Origin of the sequence: Pseudochrobactrum sp. XF203 (assembly GCF_020341615.1) — a bacterium.
Classification (GTDB): Bacteria; Pseudomonadota; Alphaproteobacteria; order Rhizobiales; family Rhizobiaceae; genus Pseudochrobactrum; species Pseudochrobactrum saccharolyticum.
Genome location: NZ_CP084392.1, coordinates 3,162,662 through 3,176,519, shown reverse-complemented (window position 1 = coordinate 3,176,519; position 13,858 = coordinate 3,162,662). Strand labels below are relative to the sequence as shown.

Here is a 13,858-nt window from a genome sequence, read left to right as displayed (position 1 = left end):
CAGGCAGACATCAGGCCGGTGACACAATTGTAACATCGGATGCTGTCTAGGTTTTCTTAAGGCTGACCAGAATATCGATTTTGGTAATCGCATAACCGGCCGGTGCCTGAGGTGGCGGTGTGAGTGCCAGCTGTGCTCCGCCGATATCAATCATCCGATCTTCATCCTCAAAATAAAAATGCTGATGATTATGGGCATTGGTATCAAAAAATGTGCGTTGACCGCTGACAGATATTTTGCGGATCAGGCCAGCCTCAGCAAACTGGTTGAGCGTATTATAGACAGTCGCCAGCGACATGCTGAAACCACTATGCATCACGAGCAAATGCAGATCATCGGCCGAAATATGCTGGTGATGTCCGCTGAGCAGAAATTGTCCGAGAATCAGACGTTGTTTGGTCGGGCGCAGGCCGGCTTTCTGCAAAATTGGCCGGATAAGGGGCGTATCCTGCATTTGCATCAGGCGTTGCGACCGCAATTGCGCACGTAATTTTTCAGGCACTTTCAGCATGACATAGCCCACTCTTCAGTTGCGAATGATTTTCACTTGCAAAATTATTACAGACTCATTACGAAGAGTGCAATTGACAATCATTTGCAACTAGGATTTTCTATTTGCAATTAAAAAATCTGGTATGGATTGAGGAGTTGAGAATGTTCAGCAAAATGAGGCGCGTGCTGCTGGCCGGTATTATTGGTACGGCTTTTTCTGCAGCGCTTGTCGTGGTGCCTGCTGCGGCTAAGGAAAAATTCAAGGCAGTGACAACCTTTACGGTGATCGCCGATATTGCACGCAATGTTGCAGGCGATGCTGCGATTGTTGAATCCATCACCAAACCGGATGCGGAAATTCACGATTATCAGCCGACCCCGGGTGATATTATGAAGGCGCAAGGTGCGCAGCTGATTTTCTGGAACGGCCTCAATCTTGAGCGCTGGTTTGAAAAATTCTTTCAGCACCTGAAAGATGTACCAAGCGTTGTTGTGTCTGAAGGTGTTGAGCCGATGGGCATTACTGAAGGTCCGTATAGCGGCAAGCCTAATCCGCATGCCTGGATGTCCCCGTCTGCAGGTATGATTTATGTCGATAATATCCGCGATGCTTTCGTGAAACACGATCCGGAAAATGCGGAAATCTATAAAGCCAATGCTGAAACCTATAAGGCCAAACTCAAGGCACTGATTGATCCGATCAAGGATGAGCTGAAAGATATTCCGGAAGACAAGCGCTGGCTGGTGACCAGTGAAGGTGCCTTCAGCTATCTGGCACGCGACCTCAACCTGAAAGAGCTTTATCTTTGGCCGATCAATGCCGATCAGCAAGGCACACCACAGCAGGTTCGCAAAGTGATTGATGCCGTTCGCAAGAACAATATCACCGTGGTTTTCTCTGAAAGCACGATCTCTCCGGCACCTGCCCAGCAGGTGGCTTCTGAAACCGGTGCGAATTACGGGGGTGTTCTGTATGTGGACTCGCTTTCAGAGCCGGACGGTGCTGTGCCGACCTATCTCGACCTGCTTCGTGTGACAACTGACACGATTGCGAAGGGTCTTAAATCCGGAGACGCAAAATAATGAATGCCCCGCTTAATGCCCTCCCAAAGGCATCTCTGTCTCCCGCATCATCCGATGCGGGAGCAGGGCTTATGGTCAGTGGGGCGACAGTAACCTATCGCAATGGCCATACGGCCCTGCGTGATGCGAGTTTTGAAATTCCGACCGGTACAATCACTGCTCTGGTGGGTGTGAACGGTTCCGGTAAATCCACTTTGTTTAAAGCGCTGATGGGCTTTGTACGGCTGGCGAAGGGCGATATCCGCATTCTCGGCCTGCCGGTGAAGCAGGCACTCAAGAGCAATCTCGTTGCCTATGTTCCGCAGTCGGAAGATGTGGACTGGAATTTTCCGGTTCTCGTTGAAGATGTGGTGATGATGGGGCGCTACGGTCATATGGGTATGATGCGCCGTGCGAAACCTGCCGATTATCAGGCGGTGACGGATGCACTGGCACGGGTCAGCATGAGTGACTTCCGTAAGCGTCAGATCGGTGAACTCTCCGGCGGTCAGAAAAAACGTGTCTTTCTGGCGCGTGCTTTGGCACAGGATGGCAAAGTCATTCTGCTGGATGAGCCGTTTACCGGTGTGGATGTCAAAACCGAAGAAGCGATTATCAAACTCCTGCGTGATCTGCGCGATGAGGGGCGGGTGATGTTTGTCTCGACCCATAATCTCGGCAGTGTTCCGGAATTCTGTGATCGCACAGTGCTGCTGAACCGCACGGTTCTGGCCTATGGCGCTACGGAAACCATCTTCACGCAGGCCAATCTTGAGAAAACTTTCGGCGGTGTTCTGCGCCATTTCGTGCTCAATGATACTGATAAAGGCAAAGCGCATCCGGTGAATATTCTGACCGATGATGAGCGGCCGCTGGTCTTGTATCAGGATGGTCACGGTAAGGGAGCAGAGTAATGGAACTGCTGCTTGAGCCGTTCTCCTATCAATATATGATCAATGCCATGTGGGTTTCGGCGCTGGTCGGCGGGGTGTGCGCATTCCTGTCCGGCTATCTGATGCTCAAAGGCTGGTCACTGATCGGCGATGCTTTGTCTCATTCTATCGTGCCGGGTGTGGCGGGGGCTTATATGCTTGGCCTGCCTTTTGCGATCGGTGCTTTCTTCTCCGGCGGTCTGGCTGCGGCAGCGATGCTGTTTCTCAATGAACGTACCAAGCTGAAAGAAGATGCGATTATCGGCCTGATTTTCACATCCTTCTTTGGTCTTGGCTTATTTATGGTGTCGTTGAAGCCAACCGCAGTCAGCATTCAGACCATTGTACTGGGCAATATTCTGGCGATTACACCGGCGGATACGCTGCAGCTGGCGATTATCGGTTTTGTATCGCTGGTCGTGCTGCTGTTCATCTGGAAAGACCTGATGGTGACTTTCTTTGATGAAAGTCATGCCCGTTCTATCGGTTTGAACCCGACTGTGCTGAAAGTGATTTTCTTCACGCTGTTGTCGGCCTGTACCGTTGCGGCAATGCAGACAGTGGGTGCATTTCTGGTGATCTCTATGGTGGTGACCCCCGGTGCAACAGCCTATCTGCTGACAGATCGCTTTCCGCGTTTGCTGACGATTGCTGTGACCATCGGAACGCTCACCAGTTTTACCGGCGCTTATATCAGCTATTTTCTCGATGGTGCGACCGGCGGGATTATTGTTGTGATGCAGACGCTGATCTTTCTGGCAGCGTTTTTCTTCGCGCCGAAGCACGGCATGCTGGCGGCAAGACGTCGGGCAGCTGAAACTCTCAAAATAGAGGTGCAGTCATGAGCCTGTTTGAAACTCTGATGATGCCGTTTCGCTTTGAATTCATGGTCAATGCTATGGTCATTGCCATGCTGATCGCGATACCGGCCGCATTATTATCGTGTTTTCTGGTGCTTAAAGGCTGGTCGCTGATGGGGGATGCGGTTTCCCATGCGGTGCTACCGGGTGTGGTGCTGGCCTATATCATTAATATTCCGCTGGCGATCGGCGCTTTCGTGGCCGGGATGTTCTGTGCACTGGCAACCGGTTTTCTGAAAGAAAACAGCCGGATCAAACAAGATACCATTATGGGCGTTGTCTTCTCCGGTATGTTTGGTCTCGGACTGGTGATGTATGTGAAGGTGCAGTCTGATGTGCATCTGGATCACATTCTGTTCGGAGATATTCTTGGTATTGGCAAGCAGGATATGATTGAAACAGCGATCATTGCTGTGATTGTGACTGCATTGCTGGTGCTGAAATGGCGCGATCTGCTGCTACATGCTTTTGATCCGGCACAGGCACGAGCTGTGGGGTTGCCAGTCAGATTGCTGCATTATGGTCTGCTGGCTATCCTCTCGCTGACCATTGTCGGTGCTTTGAAAGCGGTCGGTATCATTCTGGCCATTGCGATTTTGATTGCACCGGGGGCAATTGCCTTCCTGCTGACACGCAATTTCAGTTCCATGCTGGTTGTTGCGGTTGTTGTGGCAGTCGCTGCGTCAGGACTTGGTGTTTATGCCAGCTTCTTTATCGACAGCGCACCGGCACCGACAATCGTTCTGCTGATGACATTGATGTTTATTGCGGCGTTTATTATTGCGCGCCGTCGTGTTGCCCGTACAGAGAGACAGGTTTTCTCCTCTTAACTTCATGCAAGAAAACGATTCTCTGCAGGCAAGGCGTCGCATGTGAGTGCGGCGCCATATTTTTTGAGCTGAAAATTATATTGCAGCGGAAATCTGAAAAGCAAAAAGCCGCGCAGTGCGCGGCTTTTGAAGGCTTAACCAAACTGGAGCGGGCGAAGGGATTCGAACCCTCGACCCCAACCTTGGCAAGGTTGTGCTCTACCCCTGAGCTACACCCGCTCGCGCCAGTTTGTTGGTTAGGCCTGCGCTATATGGCAAAAGCCTGAGTGATTTGCAACAGGAAAAATGCAAAAATCTGTAATTTTTTTAAAGGATTTAAGACGAAACGGAGAGGTGGCTTTGTCTTGGCAATAATGCGGGGAAATTGAACCAGAAAAGCAAAAAGCCGCGCTGTTGCGCGGCTTTTGAAGTCTAACCAAACTGGAGCGGGCGAAGGGATTCGAACCCTCGACCCCAACCTTGGCAAGGTTGTGCTCTACCCCTGAGCTACACCCGCTCGCGCCAGTTTGTTGGTTAGGCCTGCGCTATATGGCAAAAGCCTGAGTGATTTGCAACAGGAAATCTGCAAAAACTTCAAACAGTTTTGTGTATAATTCCATAAGCCCTGAATACAGGCATTTTTCGCACGGCTGGATGGCCTGATATATCGGGAAGCACCGTTTTAAGGTGCATAAATCCTTGTAATGATTCGATCTTGAGCCCTGCGAGCAGGATATTTTGAGCGCAAATAAATGAGTCGAAGCATGGTGCAGTCATTAATTTGAGGCTGTTGTCAATTTGAGGCTGTTGTCGCGAAAGCGGCGGCATTTTTGTTTCAAACGCATATCTTTGTCGTTTTCTTGCAGCTTTTTATGCTTGTCTTGTAAGAGATATGCAGCCTGCTTTGGAGGAGAAGACAAAAATGCCAAAAACCACTGCTGATTTGCATGATTATCTCGATACGCTCGGGATCAAGGTACAAACCGTTACGCATCCGCCTCTGTTTACAGTTGCCGATTCTCAGAACTTGCGCGGGGAAATTGCCGGTGGCCATACCAAAAATCTTTTTCTGAAAGACAAGAAAGATAATTTCTTCCTTGTGACTGTTGAAGAAGATGCGGTTGTTGATCTCAAGACCATTCATACGCTGATCGGTGCTGCCAGTAAGGTCTCTTTCGGTAAACCGGAAAAGTTGATGGAATATCTGGGGCTTATACCGGGTGCCGTATCTGCATTCGGTGCGATTAATGATACGCACCATCAGGTCAGCATCATTCTGGACGAAGCATTGATGCGTCATGAAATTATCAATGCGCATCCGTTGACCAATGAGGCGACGACCTCGATTCACCGTGATGATTTGCTGAAGTTTCTGGAAGCCACCGGACATGAAGCGCGTATAGTGTCTGTCAGCACTGCAGAAACAGCTCCGGCTTAAAACGGGGCTTGAAAGCGCCGCTGAAAATTCCGAATTAACATGGCAGAGATATTATATTCTGCCATAATTACAGCATGGCTCGCAGTCAGCTGAATTTATGATGTAATATGGCTACGGGAAGAACGGATTAAGGGACGACAATGAACAGCGCTAATAATCCTTATAGTGGTAACCCTTACGGGGCAACTTATGGCCAAGCCTCCGGTCAGGGTAATACCAGCGTGACCTATAATACGTCCGCTGAAACTGCAGCCCCCGCAGAGGCTGAAGACAGTGCCGGTGCGCTGTCATCGCTGGCGGGTTTTGGCAGTTCTGATTCCGCAGCCGGTTTGATTAAAGATACAACGACTGCGGGCTTTGCAGCGGATGTTATCAGTGAGTCCCGCAATCAGCCGGTGCTGGTGGACTTCTGGGCGCCGTGGTGCGGTCCGTGCCGTCAGTTGACACCGCTGATTGAAAGCGCTGTCAATGCTGCGCAGGGCACGGTCAAGCTGGTGAAAATGAATATTGATGACCATCCGGTCATTGCCGGACAATTGGGTATTCAGTCGATCCCAGCCGTGATTGCTTTCGTCAATGGTCAGCCGGTTGACGGTTTCATGGGTGCTTTGCCGGAAAGCAAAATCAAAGAATTTATTGATAAGGTTGCCAAAAGCGCCGGTGCAAAAAGCGGCCCTCAGGCTGCGATTGAAGAGGCACTGACTGCTGCACAGGAAATGCAGGAGCATGGCGAACCGGATCAGGCCGCACAGATTTATGCAGCGGTTTTGCAGAATGTGCCGGATAATGTGATTGCTCTTGCCGGTCTGGCCGGATGTCTGTTTGATCTCGGTGAGCTTGAAAAAGCACGGGAAGTGCTTGCACAGGTGCCGGACAAACAGAAAGACGACGCGAAAATCCGCGCCGTTGAGGCGCGTCTCGCTTTGGCAGATCAGGTTGCGCATCTTGGCAATCCTGCTGAGTTGCAGGCACGACTGGCTGCCAATCCGGACGACCATCAGGCACGTTTTGATCTGGCGATGATTGCCAATGCGCTGGATAAGCGTGAGGAAGCCGCTGACGGTCTTCTGGCGATTATGAAAGCGGATCGTACATGGAATGATGATGGTGCGCGGAAGCAATTGCTGCAATTCTTTGAAGCATGGGGCTTTAAAGATCCGGCAACTTTGCACGGTCGCCGTAAATTGTCGTCGCTGCTATTCTCCTGAGCAGCGGGCACGATTGTTAAATTATGATACAATACCGGAACAGTAATCCGGTATTGAGATGTGAGGTGAATTTATGCAGGCGGGCAATGTCCATTACCGAAAAGCGTCAGACTTACCGGAAGTGATTCCTGTATTTCCGCTGGTAGCCGGTCTGCTTTTACCCCGCGGGCAAATGCCTCTGAATATTTTTGAACCGCGTTATCTGGTGATGGTTGATGAGGCTTTGGCCGGTGACCGTGTGATCGGGATTATCCAGCCGCAAATCGTCAATGGTGTTGCGGTGCAAGATAAAGAAGGCGCTGCCAAAGGTACGGACAGGCCGGAATTGAGTGCAGTTGGCTGTCTCGGACGGATCACCTCCTATACCGAAACCGGTGATGGCCGTGTACTGATTACATTGCAGGGCATTTGCCGCTTCCGGCTGGAGGAAGAACTGCCGGTGCCGCATCCGTTCCGTATGGCGCGGATCACGCCTTATCTGCAGGATCTTGAAGAAGAGCAGGGCGAAAAAGAGGTTGATCGTGAAGCGCTGTTGCAGGCTTTCCGCGATTATCTCGAAGCTAATGGTCTTGAGGCGGATTGGGAAAGCATTGCCAAGGCAGGCAATGAAACACTGGTCAATGCGCTGTCAATGATGTCGCCTTTTGGTGAGGCGGAAAAACAGGCTTTGCTGGAAGCGCCTGATCTGAAAACCCGTGCGGAAACTTTGGTTGCGATTACTGAAATTGCTCTGGTACGCAACGGCGATGATTATGGTTCAGGCTTGCAATAGCCTGAGAATATATGGGTCTGACAAGTATGCATGATCAGGATAGTATAAAGCAGATCGATCCGAAAATGCTTGAATTGCTGGTTTGCCCTCTGACCAAGGGCGTGCTGGATTATGACCGCGAGCACAGTGAGCTGATTTCTAAAAAGGCAAAACTGGCCTATCCGGTGCGGGAAGGCATACCGATTCTGCTGGCATCGGAAGCCCGCTCTTTAGATTAAAATACATCTCTCAAAGCGATAAGCGTCTAAGCGGCAAAGCAGGCGGAAGTATTTTTATCCATGGCTGCATGCCGTTTAGGATTATTGCGAGAATCGCAAAAATATGAGTCAAATCTTGCGTTTGACACTTCCCCCTCTCTGAGATTTTGGGCTATGAATAACGCGAATTTTTCGCGTGAGCGCTTTGCCTTTGAGATTAATTGCGGGGGCAGGGTGCTCTGAATTTAAAGAAGATCGCTGGCGGGAACGGACCGTCCGGCGATCTGAAAAAAGGCATGGCATTATGGCGACCAGAAAACTGTTTCTTCTGCCCGGCGACGGCATCGGCCCTGAGTCAATGGCGGAAGTCCGCAAAATCATCACTTATCTGAATGAAGAAAAAGGCCTCGGCTTCGAGACAGAGGAAGGTCTTGTGGGCGGTTCCGCCTATGATGCCCATGGTCAGGCGATTTCAGAAGGCGATATGGAAAAAGCGCTCGCCGCTGATGCCGTGTTGTTTGGTGCTGTTGGTGGCCCGAAATGGGACAGCGTGCCTTATGAAGTGCGTCCGGAAGCTGGTCTGCTGCGTCTGCGTAAAGATCTGGCGCTGTTTGCCAATCTGCGCCCTGCAATCTGCTATCCGGCACTGGCTGATGCCTCGTCGCTGCGTCCGGAAGTCGTTGAAGGTCTGGACATTCTGATCGTTCGCGAACTGACCGGCGGTGTGTATTTCGGTGAGCCTAAAGAAATCATTGATCTGGGCAATGGTCAGAAGCGCGGTATCGATACACAGGTTTATGAAACCTATGAAATCGAGCGCATTGCCGGTGTGGCTTTTGAACTGGCGCGGACACGCGGCAACAAAGTCACCTCGATGGAAAAGCGCAATGTGATGAAATCCGGCGTGTTGTGGAACGAAGTTGTCACCGCAACCCATAAAGCGAAATATGCTGATGTGCAGCTTGAGCATATGCTGGCGGATGCCGGTGGTATGCAGCTGGTACGCTGGCCGAAACAGTTCGACGTGATCGTAACCGACAATCTGTTCGGTGATATGCTGTCTGATGTTGCTGCTATGCTGACCGGTTCACTTGGTATGCTGCCATCCGCTTCGCTCGGTGCACCGGATGCAACAACCGGCAAACGCAAAGCGCTGTATGAGCCGGTACATGGTTCGGCACCGGATATTGCTGGCAAAGGCATTGCCAACCCGATTGCAATGATTGCTTCTTTCGCAATGTGCCTGCGTTATTCTTTCAACCTGATTGAAGAAGCAGATCGTCTGGAAGCTGCCATTGCTGCTGTTCTGGATGATGGTATCCGTACCGGTGATATCTGGTCGGAAGGCTCGAAGAAAGTCGGCACTGTTGAAATGGGCGATGCAATTCTCGCCAAGTTCAAAGCATTGTCTGCTTAACATCTATAATAACCGATTGATCATAAAAAAACGCCGGAGCATTGCTGCTCCGGCGGTTTTATTTTGCAGCAGAGCTTTTTACTCTACGTGATTGAGGTCACGGTCTTTGGTTTCACGTACAAAGATCAGACCGATAATCAGAGTCATCAGAGCGATAATGATCGGATACCAGAGGCCATAATAAATATCACCTTTGGCAGCGCTCATCGCAAACACAGTTGCCGGAAGCAGACCACCGAACCAGCCGTTACCAATATGGTAAGGCAGTGACATACCGGTATAACGGATGCGGGTCGGGAACATTTCAACCAGAATAGCGGCAATCGGGCCATAAACCATCGTCACATAGATCACCAGAATAGTGAGGATCAGAATGGTCAGCGGCCAGTTTACTTCATCCGGATCGGCAACCATTTTGAAGGTGCCTGCATCAGGAATGGTATAAACTTTCTGTTCGCCGATTGTTGCGGCATCAGCTGCCGGAACCAGTTTGGCAGCAACCATCTGATCGGCTGTCATGCTGACGGATTCACCGGCGCGGATCGTATCTGCGTTCAGTGACAGTTCCGGATTGGCGGCAACAAATGCATCCAGCTTGGTATCCGGTACTTTGGCAGCATTACGCACCAGAGGGAAGCCTGCTTTTTGCAGAGCCAGATTCACATCATGCACAAAAGCCGGTGCACGTGTTGCGGCATCCGCACCGGTCGCATCATAGGATGTGATGGTGCTTTCACCGATTTTCACACTTGCTGGTGTGCCTGCTGCGCCGGTTTCAACCGTATAAGGAACAGAAGAGCGGGACAGGAAGGCGGTTGCCACGTCACAGGATGTGGTGAATTTGGCTGTACCGACCGGATTGAACTGGAAAGTACAATCGCCTGGTGCTGCGGTGATGGTTGCGCTGATGGTTGCTTCTGCACGGGCAAGCGCCGGATTGGCGGCTGCTGTGAGAGCTTTAAACAGCGGGAAATAGGTGAAGATTGCCAGTGCCAGACCTGCCATGATGATCGGCTTACGGCCGACTTTATCCGACAGCCAGCCCCAGAACAGGAAGAACGGGGTTGCGATCAGAAGGGCAATAGCAATCATGATATTGGCCGAAATGCTTTCAACCTTCAGCACGTTTTGCAGGAAGAACAGCGTATAGAACTGACCGGAATACCAGACCACAGCCTGACCGGCAGTGAGGCCGAACAGGGCAATCAGAGCAATCTTGGCGTTTTTCCAGTGACCAAAAGCTTCTTTCAGCGGAGCCTTGGACTGTTTGCCTTCTTCTTTCATTTTCTTGAAAGCAGGGGATTCACTCATCTGCATACGGATCCAGACGGAAATACCGAGCAGAACGACGGAAATCAGGAACGGAATACGCCAGCCCCATGCTGCAAATTCTTCAGCTGTCATGGAGTTCTGGATCAGCAGAATGACCACCAGAGACAGGAAGAGACCGAAAGTCGCGGTAGTTTGAATCCATGAAGTATAGAAACCACGGCGTCCGTTTGGTGCATGTTCAGCCACGTAAGTGGCCGCACCGCCATATTCACCGCCAAGTGCGAGACCCTGCAGCATACGCAGACCAATCAGAATGATCGGTGCGATAATGCCGATAGATGCCGAGCCCGGCAACAGACCGACGAGGAAGGTGGAAAGTCCCATCACCACAATGGTGACAAGGAACGTATATTTACGGCCTACCAGATCGCCGATACGGCCAAAGAACAACGCGCCGAACGGGCGTACAAGAAAGCCCGCCGCAAAAGCCAGCAGCGCGAAAATATTACGGGTTGTTTCAGGATATTCACTGAAGAAGGCAGCACCGATATAAATTGCCAGTGAGCCGTAGAGATAGAAATCATACCATTCAAATACTGTACCAAGCGATGAGGCAAAAATAACTTTGCGCTCCTCCTTGGTCATTTTAGGGGCGCGTTCACGCGCACCATCAATTGCTGCCATAATTTGTCCTCCCGGATAAACCCTGCGGCAGTTCCCTTATTGCCACCGGGTGTTGATTATTCTCAGCCTTTCAATATGCGGAATTCGTCTCGTAGCCGGTGTGGCCGGAGGTGCCTGCAGTCGCGCGGTTTCTATTGCCGCCTGGCAAAGCAGTCGCAGACAGAATGAACTGAAAACGGGATTTGCGTCAGTATTCTTTAGTATAATAATGGTGAAATATTTTTCTTTACGGCGCGGATGCAAACGCAGCTTATTGGAAATTTGGTATTTTCTTAAACATTTGGCGGCTTTGACGACATAAACGGCAATTGACTCTTGGCAAAATCGCGTTAAAAGCAGCAGTGAATTAGGAGACACCGCGTGGAATCCCTCGCTTTGCCATCAGTTTTGCCAGCATTTTCCGGAGATTTCTCCGGCGGCGGAGCTATGGGTGTAGCTTCTCCTGCATTCGGTATTACCAAAACGGCCATGATTGCCCTGAAGACAATCACCTCGAAAACGACCACCAAAACGGTCTGATCCCTTGGCCTGCTCACCCTCTCCCGGGTTAGGCCCGGGGCGGAGAACCTGCGTGGCCACGGGTTTTCTGGTGTGAAAGCGGAGAGGGACAGGAGATTTTTCACATGGGTTTCAAAGTTGCTGTTGTCGGCGCCACAGGTAATGTGGGTCGCGAAATGCTCAATATTCTCGAAGAGCGTGGTTTTCCGGCTTCTGAGGTGGTGGCACTTGCTTCCCGCCGCAGTCAGGGTTCGGAAGTGTCTTACGGCGATAAGACACTGAAAGTTAAAGCGCTCGACACCTATGATTTTTCCGATACTGACATTTGTCTGATGTCGGCCGGTGGTAATATTTCCAAGGAATGGTCACCAAAAATCGGCGCACAGGGTTGCGTGGTTATCGATAATTCTTCCGCATGGCGCTATGATGCCGATGTGCCGCTGATCGTGCCGGAAGTCAATCCGGATGCGATTGACGGTTTCCGCAAGCGCAATATCATTGCCAATCCGAATTGCTCGACTGCCCAGCTCGTTGTTGCACTCAAGCCTTTGCATGATGCGGCCACCATCAAGCGTATTGTTGTTGCAACCTATCAGTCGGTTTCCGGTGCCGGTAAAGAAGGTATGGACGAGCTGTTCCAGCAGTCCCGCGCGGTTTTTGTTGCTGATCCTGTCACAGCACAGAAATTCACCAAGCGTATTGCTTTCAACGTCATTCCGCATATTGATTCCTTCATGGAAGACGGCTCCACCAAAGAAGAGTGGAAAGTCATGGCGGAAACCAAGAAAATGCTGGATCCGAAGATCAAAGTTTCCTGCACTGCCGTGCGTGTACCGGTCTTTATCGGTCACTCTGAAGCTGTGAATATTGAATTCGACAAGCCGATCAGCGCTGATGAAGCCCGTGATATCCTGCGCGATGCACCGGGTTGTCAGGTCGTTGATAAGCATGAAGACGGTGGTTACATCACCCCTTATGAAAGCGCCGGCGAAGACGCAACATTCATTTCGCGCATCCGTGAAGACATCACACTGGAAAACGGTCTTTCCATGTGGATTGTGGCGGATAATCTGCGCAAAGGTGCAGCACTGAACACGATCCAGATCGCTGAATTGTTGCTGGAGCGTAATCTGATCAAGCCGAAATCAGCTGCCTGATTTTTGAGAAAATAATAAAGAAAAAGGCGCGGTTTCCGCGCCTTTTTTGTATCCTTATTGCTGTTCGCGATTGCGGTACTGCATGATAGCGGCATTGATTTCCGCGCCAATGATGAAAATCGCGGCAATAATATAGAGAAACACGATCGCCACCATGATCGATGCCAGACCGGCATAGGTGGTGACATAGCTGGCAAAGCTTTCAAGATAACGGGCAAAAGCGGTTGCTCCGGCCAGCCATGCAATCAGTGTTAGCGCAATACCGGGCAGAATATCCAGCAGAGACCTTTGTCCGGCCGGCAGCCAGATATGCACGACAAATAATCCGAAAACCAACACTGAAAGCGCAATTGCATAGCGCCAGAAACCGAATGAAATCGACATGGTTTCCAGTGCGGGAACCCATTGTTCTGCAAGACGGATGGCCAGCGGCGCAAGCACCAGCAGGAAGCTGATGGCCATGATGCTGAGTGTGGCGATAATCACAAAGCCAAGGCTTTGCGCACGGCAAAACAGAATAGAGCGGGTATCGGTGACGCGATAGGCGCGGTTGAGCGCCACGCGCAAAGCTTCCACACCGTTGGAGGCAAAATAGGCAGCGGCAATCACACTGAGGGTCAGGAGATCACCGCGCGGAATCGTCAGAACATTTTGCACTTCACGGGCAATCGGGGCGGCAATAGCAGGGGGCCAGGTATCAAAAATCACATGCACCGCTGTCTCGGCAAAAGCATCCGCGCCAAGAAAACTGGCAAGCGCTGTTGCAAAAATCAAAAACGGAAACAGCGCCATCAGGCCGGAGAGAGCGATATGGGATGCAAATGCCCAGCCATCATCGGATATAAAATGGCCGATTGCATCGGTAAGGGTCTGTCTGAGGAAACGGATTATTTTTCGCATAGACAGAAAATTCCTTTATTTCGGCTCATTCGTTTTCGTCTGTGGCAGAGCTGATTACAAGTTTGTGTGGTATAACCGACCACAAGTCAAAAATTCAACGTGTATAAAAACTCTGCGGACAGGAATTGCAATGATATCAGCCCGCAAACCAACGGATAAA

At 50.7% G+C, this 13,858-nt stretch carries 14 protein-coding genes and 2 tRNA genes; 11 read left to right on the top strand and 5 right to left on the bottom strand.

Annotation, left to right across the window (positions count from 1 at the left end):
• Positions 1-46: 46 nt before the first annotated feature.
• The gene (gene irrA / locus LDL70_RS14510; protein WP_225685361.1) at positions 47-511 is read right to left on the bottom strand and encodes an iron response transcriptional regulator IrrA; all 465 of its coding nucleotides are present in this window, start codon (positions 509-511) and stop codon (positions 47-49) included.
• A 143-nt stretch (positions 512-654) separates the two neighbouring features.
• Between irrA and LDL70_RS14505 the strand changes: the two genes are divergently transcribed.
• The 4 genes from LDL70_RS14505 to LDL70_RS14490 are packed head-to-tail and all read left to right on the top strand — an operon-like array spanning position 655 to position 4,176.
• Positions 655-1,575: a metal ABC transporter substrate-binding protein gene (locus tag LDL70_RS14505; RefSeq protein ID WP_304651004.1), complete on the top strand. Its 921-nt coding sequence runs from the start codon at positions 655-657 to the stop codon at positions 1,573-1,575.
• On the top strand, positions 1,575-2,468 hold the full coding sequence (locus LDL70_RS14500; protein ID WP_304651003.1) for a manganese/iron ABC transporter ATP-binding protein: 894 nt from the start codon (positions 1,575-1,577) through the stop codon (positions 2,466-2,468). Before LDL70_RS14505 ends, LDL70_RS14500 begins: the two co-directional genes overlap by 1 nt.
• Positions 2,468-3,331: a metal ABC transporter permease gene (locus LDL70_RS14495; RefSeq protein ID WP_225685360.1), complete on the top strand. Its 864-nt coding sequence runs from the start codon at positions 2,468-2,470 to the stop codon at positions 3,329-3,331. The genes LDL70_RS14500 and LDL70_RS14495 overlap by 1 nt, the downstream gene beginning before the upstream one ends.
• On the top strand, positions 3,328-4,176 hold the full coding sequence (locus LDL70_RS14490; RefSeq protein WP_225685359.1) for a metal ABC transporter permease: 849 nt from the start codon (positions 3,328-3,330) through the stop codon (positions 4,174-4,176). The genes LDL70_RS14495 and LDL70_RS14490 overlap by 4 nt, the downstream gene beginning before the upstream one ends.
• Positions 4,177-4,320: 144 nt before the next feature.
• On the opposite strand, the gene LDL70_RS14485 is transcribed toward LDL70_RS14490, so the two are convergent.
• Together LDL70_RS14485 and LDL70_RS14480 are read right to left on the bottom strand one after the other, a co-directional pair.
• A tRNA-Gly gene (locus LDL70_RS14485) sits at positions 4,321-4,395 on the bottom strand.
• A 202-nt stretch (positions 4,396-4,597) separates the two neighbouring features.
• A tRNA-Gly gene (locus LDL70_RS14480) sits at positions 4,598-4,672 on the bottom strand.
• Positions 4,673-5,077: 405 nt separating this feature from the next.
• On the opposite strand from LDL70_RS14480, the gene LDL70_RS14475 reads away from it, so the two are divergent.
• The 5 genes from LDL70_RS14475 (at position 5,078) to leuB (ending at position 9,187) form a co-directional block, all read left to right on the top strand.
• A complete protein-coding gene (locus LDL70_RS14475; RefSeq protein WP_075653812.1) occupies positions 5,078-5,593 on the top strand; it encodes a prolyl-tRNA synthetase associated domain-containing protein in 516 nt (171 codons plus the stop codon).
• A 140-nt stretch (positions 5,594-5,733) separates the two neighbouring features.
• A complete protein-coding gene (gene trxA, locus LDL70_RS14470) occupies positions 5,734-6,801 on the top strand; it encodes a thioredoxin (RefSeq protein ID WP_225685358.1) in 1,068 nt (355 codons plus the stop codon).
• A 73-nt stretch (positions 6,802-6,874) separates the two neighbouring features.
• A complete protein-coding gene (locus LDL70_RS14465; protein WP_075653808.1) occupies positions 6,875-7,573 on the top strand; it encodes an LON peptidase substrate-binding domain-containing protein in 699 nt (232 codons plus the stop codon).
• Between the two features lie 11 nt (positions 7,574-7,584).
• On the top strand, positions 7,585-7,791 hold the full coding sequence (locus LDL70_RS14460; protein ID WP_370637699.1) for a Trm112 family protein: 207 nt from the start codon (positions 7,585-7,587) through the stop codon (positions 7,789-7,791).
• 283 nt (positions 7,792-8,074) lie between these two features.
• The gene (gene leuB, locus LDL70_RS14455; protein ID WP_075653806.1) at positions 8,075-9,187 is read left to right on the top strand and encodes a 3-isopropylmalate dehydrogenase; all 1,113 of its coding nucleotides are present in this window, start codon (positions 8,075-8,077) and stop codon (positions 9,185-9,187) included.
• Positions 9,188-9,265: 78 nt separating this feature from the next.
• Here leuB and LDL70_RS14450 read toward each other — a convergent pair whose 3' ends face one another.
• Positions 9,266-11,143, bottom strand: coding sequence for an MFS transporter (locus tag LDL70_RS14450; RefSeq protein WP_225685357.1), 1,878 nt, complete (start codon positions 11,141-11,143; stop codon positions 9,266-9,268).
• Positions 11,144-11,503: 360 nt separating this feature from the next.
• Between LDL70_RS14450 and LDL70_RS14445 the strand changes: the two genes are divergently transcribed.
• Both LDL70_RS14445 and LDL70_RS14440 read left to right on the top strand, forming a co-directional pair.
• On the top strand, positions 11,504-11,662 hold the full coding sequence (locus tag LDL70_RS14445) for a hypothetical protein (protein ID WP_210215493.1): 159 nt from the start codon (positions 11,504-11,506) through the stop codon (positions 11,660-11,662).
• Positions 11,663-11,766: 104 nt separating this feature from the next.
• Entirely contained in the window at positions 11,767-12,798 is a 1,032-nt protein-coding gene (locus LDL70_RS14440; RefSeq protein ID WP_022709801.1) for an aspartate-semialdehyde dehydrogenase, read from the top strand.
• Between the two features lie 54 nt (positions 12,799-12,852).
• Here the strand turns inward: LDL70_RS14440 and LDL70_RS14435 are convergent, their stop codons facing one another.
• Positions 12,853-13,698 carry a YihY/virulence factor BrkB family protein gene (locus LDL70_RS14435; protein WP_022709357.1) on the bottom strand — a complete coding sequence of 282 codons (846 nt, stop codon included), beginning with the start codon at positions 13,696-13,698 and terminating at the stop codon, positions 12,853-12,855.
• Positions 13,699-13,858 lie beyond the last annotated feature (160 nt).

Coding starts and splice junctions, on each gene's coding strand:
- LDL70_RS14490 (WP_225685359.1), top strand. CDS start 3,328: ATGAGCCTGTTTGAAACTCTGATGATGCCGTTTCGCTTTGAATTCATG.
- LDL70_RS14495 (WP_225685360.1), top strand. CDS start 2,468: ATGGAACTGCTGCTTGAGCCGTTCTCCTATCAATATATGATCAATGCC.
- LDL70_RS14460 (WP_370637699.1), top strand. CDS start 7,585: ATGGGTCTGACAAGTATGCATGATCAGGATAGTATAAAGCAGATCGAT.
- LDL70_RS14440 (WP_022709801.1), top strand. CDS start 11,767: ATGGGTTTCAAAGTTGCTGTTGTCGGCGCCACAGGTAATGTGGGTCGC.
- LDL70_RS14505 (WP_304651004.1), top strand. CDS start 655: ATGTTCAGCAAAATGAGGCGCGTGCTGCTGGCCGGTATTATTGGTACG.
- LDL70_RS14465 (WP_075653808.1), top strand. CDS start 6,875: ATGCAGGCGGGCAATGTCCATTACCGAAAAGCGTCAGACTTACCGGAA.
- LDL70_RS14475 (WP_075653812.1), top strand. CDS start 5,078: ATGCCAAAAACCACTGCTGATTTGCATGATTATCTCGATACGCTCGGG.
- leuB (WP_075653806.1), top strand. CDS start 8,075: ATGGCGACCAGAAAACTGTTTCTTCTGCCCGGCGACGGCATCGGCCCT.
- trxA (WP_225685358.1), top strand. CDS start 5,734: ATGAACAGCGCTAATAATCCTTATAGTGGTAACCCTTACGGGGCAACT.
- LDL70_RS14435 (WP_022709357.1), bottom strand. CDS start 13,698: ATGCGAAAAATAATCCGTTTCCTCAGACAGACCCTTACCGATGCAATC.
- irrA (WP_225685361.1), bottom strand. CDS start 511: ATGCTGAAAGTGCCTGAAAAATTACGTGCGCAATTGCGGTCGCAACGC.
- LDL70_RS14450 (WP_225685357.1), bottom strand. CDS start 11,143: ATGGCAGCAATTGATGGTGCGCGTGAACGCGCCCCTAAAATGACCAAG.
- LDL70_RS14500 (WP_304651003.1), top strand. CDS start 1,575: ATGAATGCCCCGCTTAATGCCCTCCCAAAGGCATCTCTGTCTCCCGCA.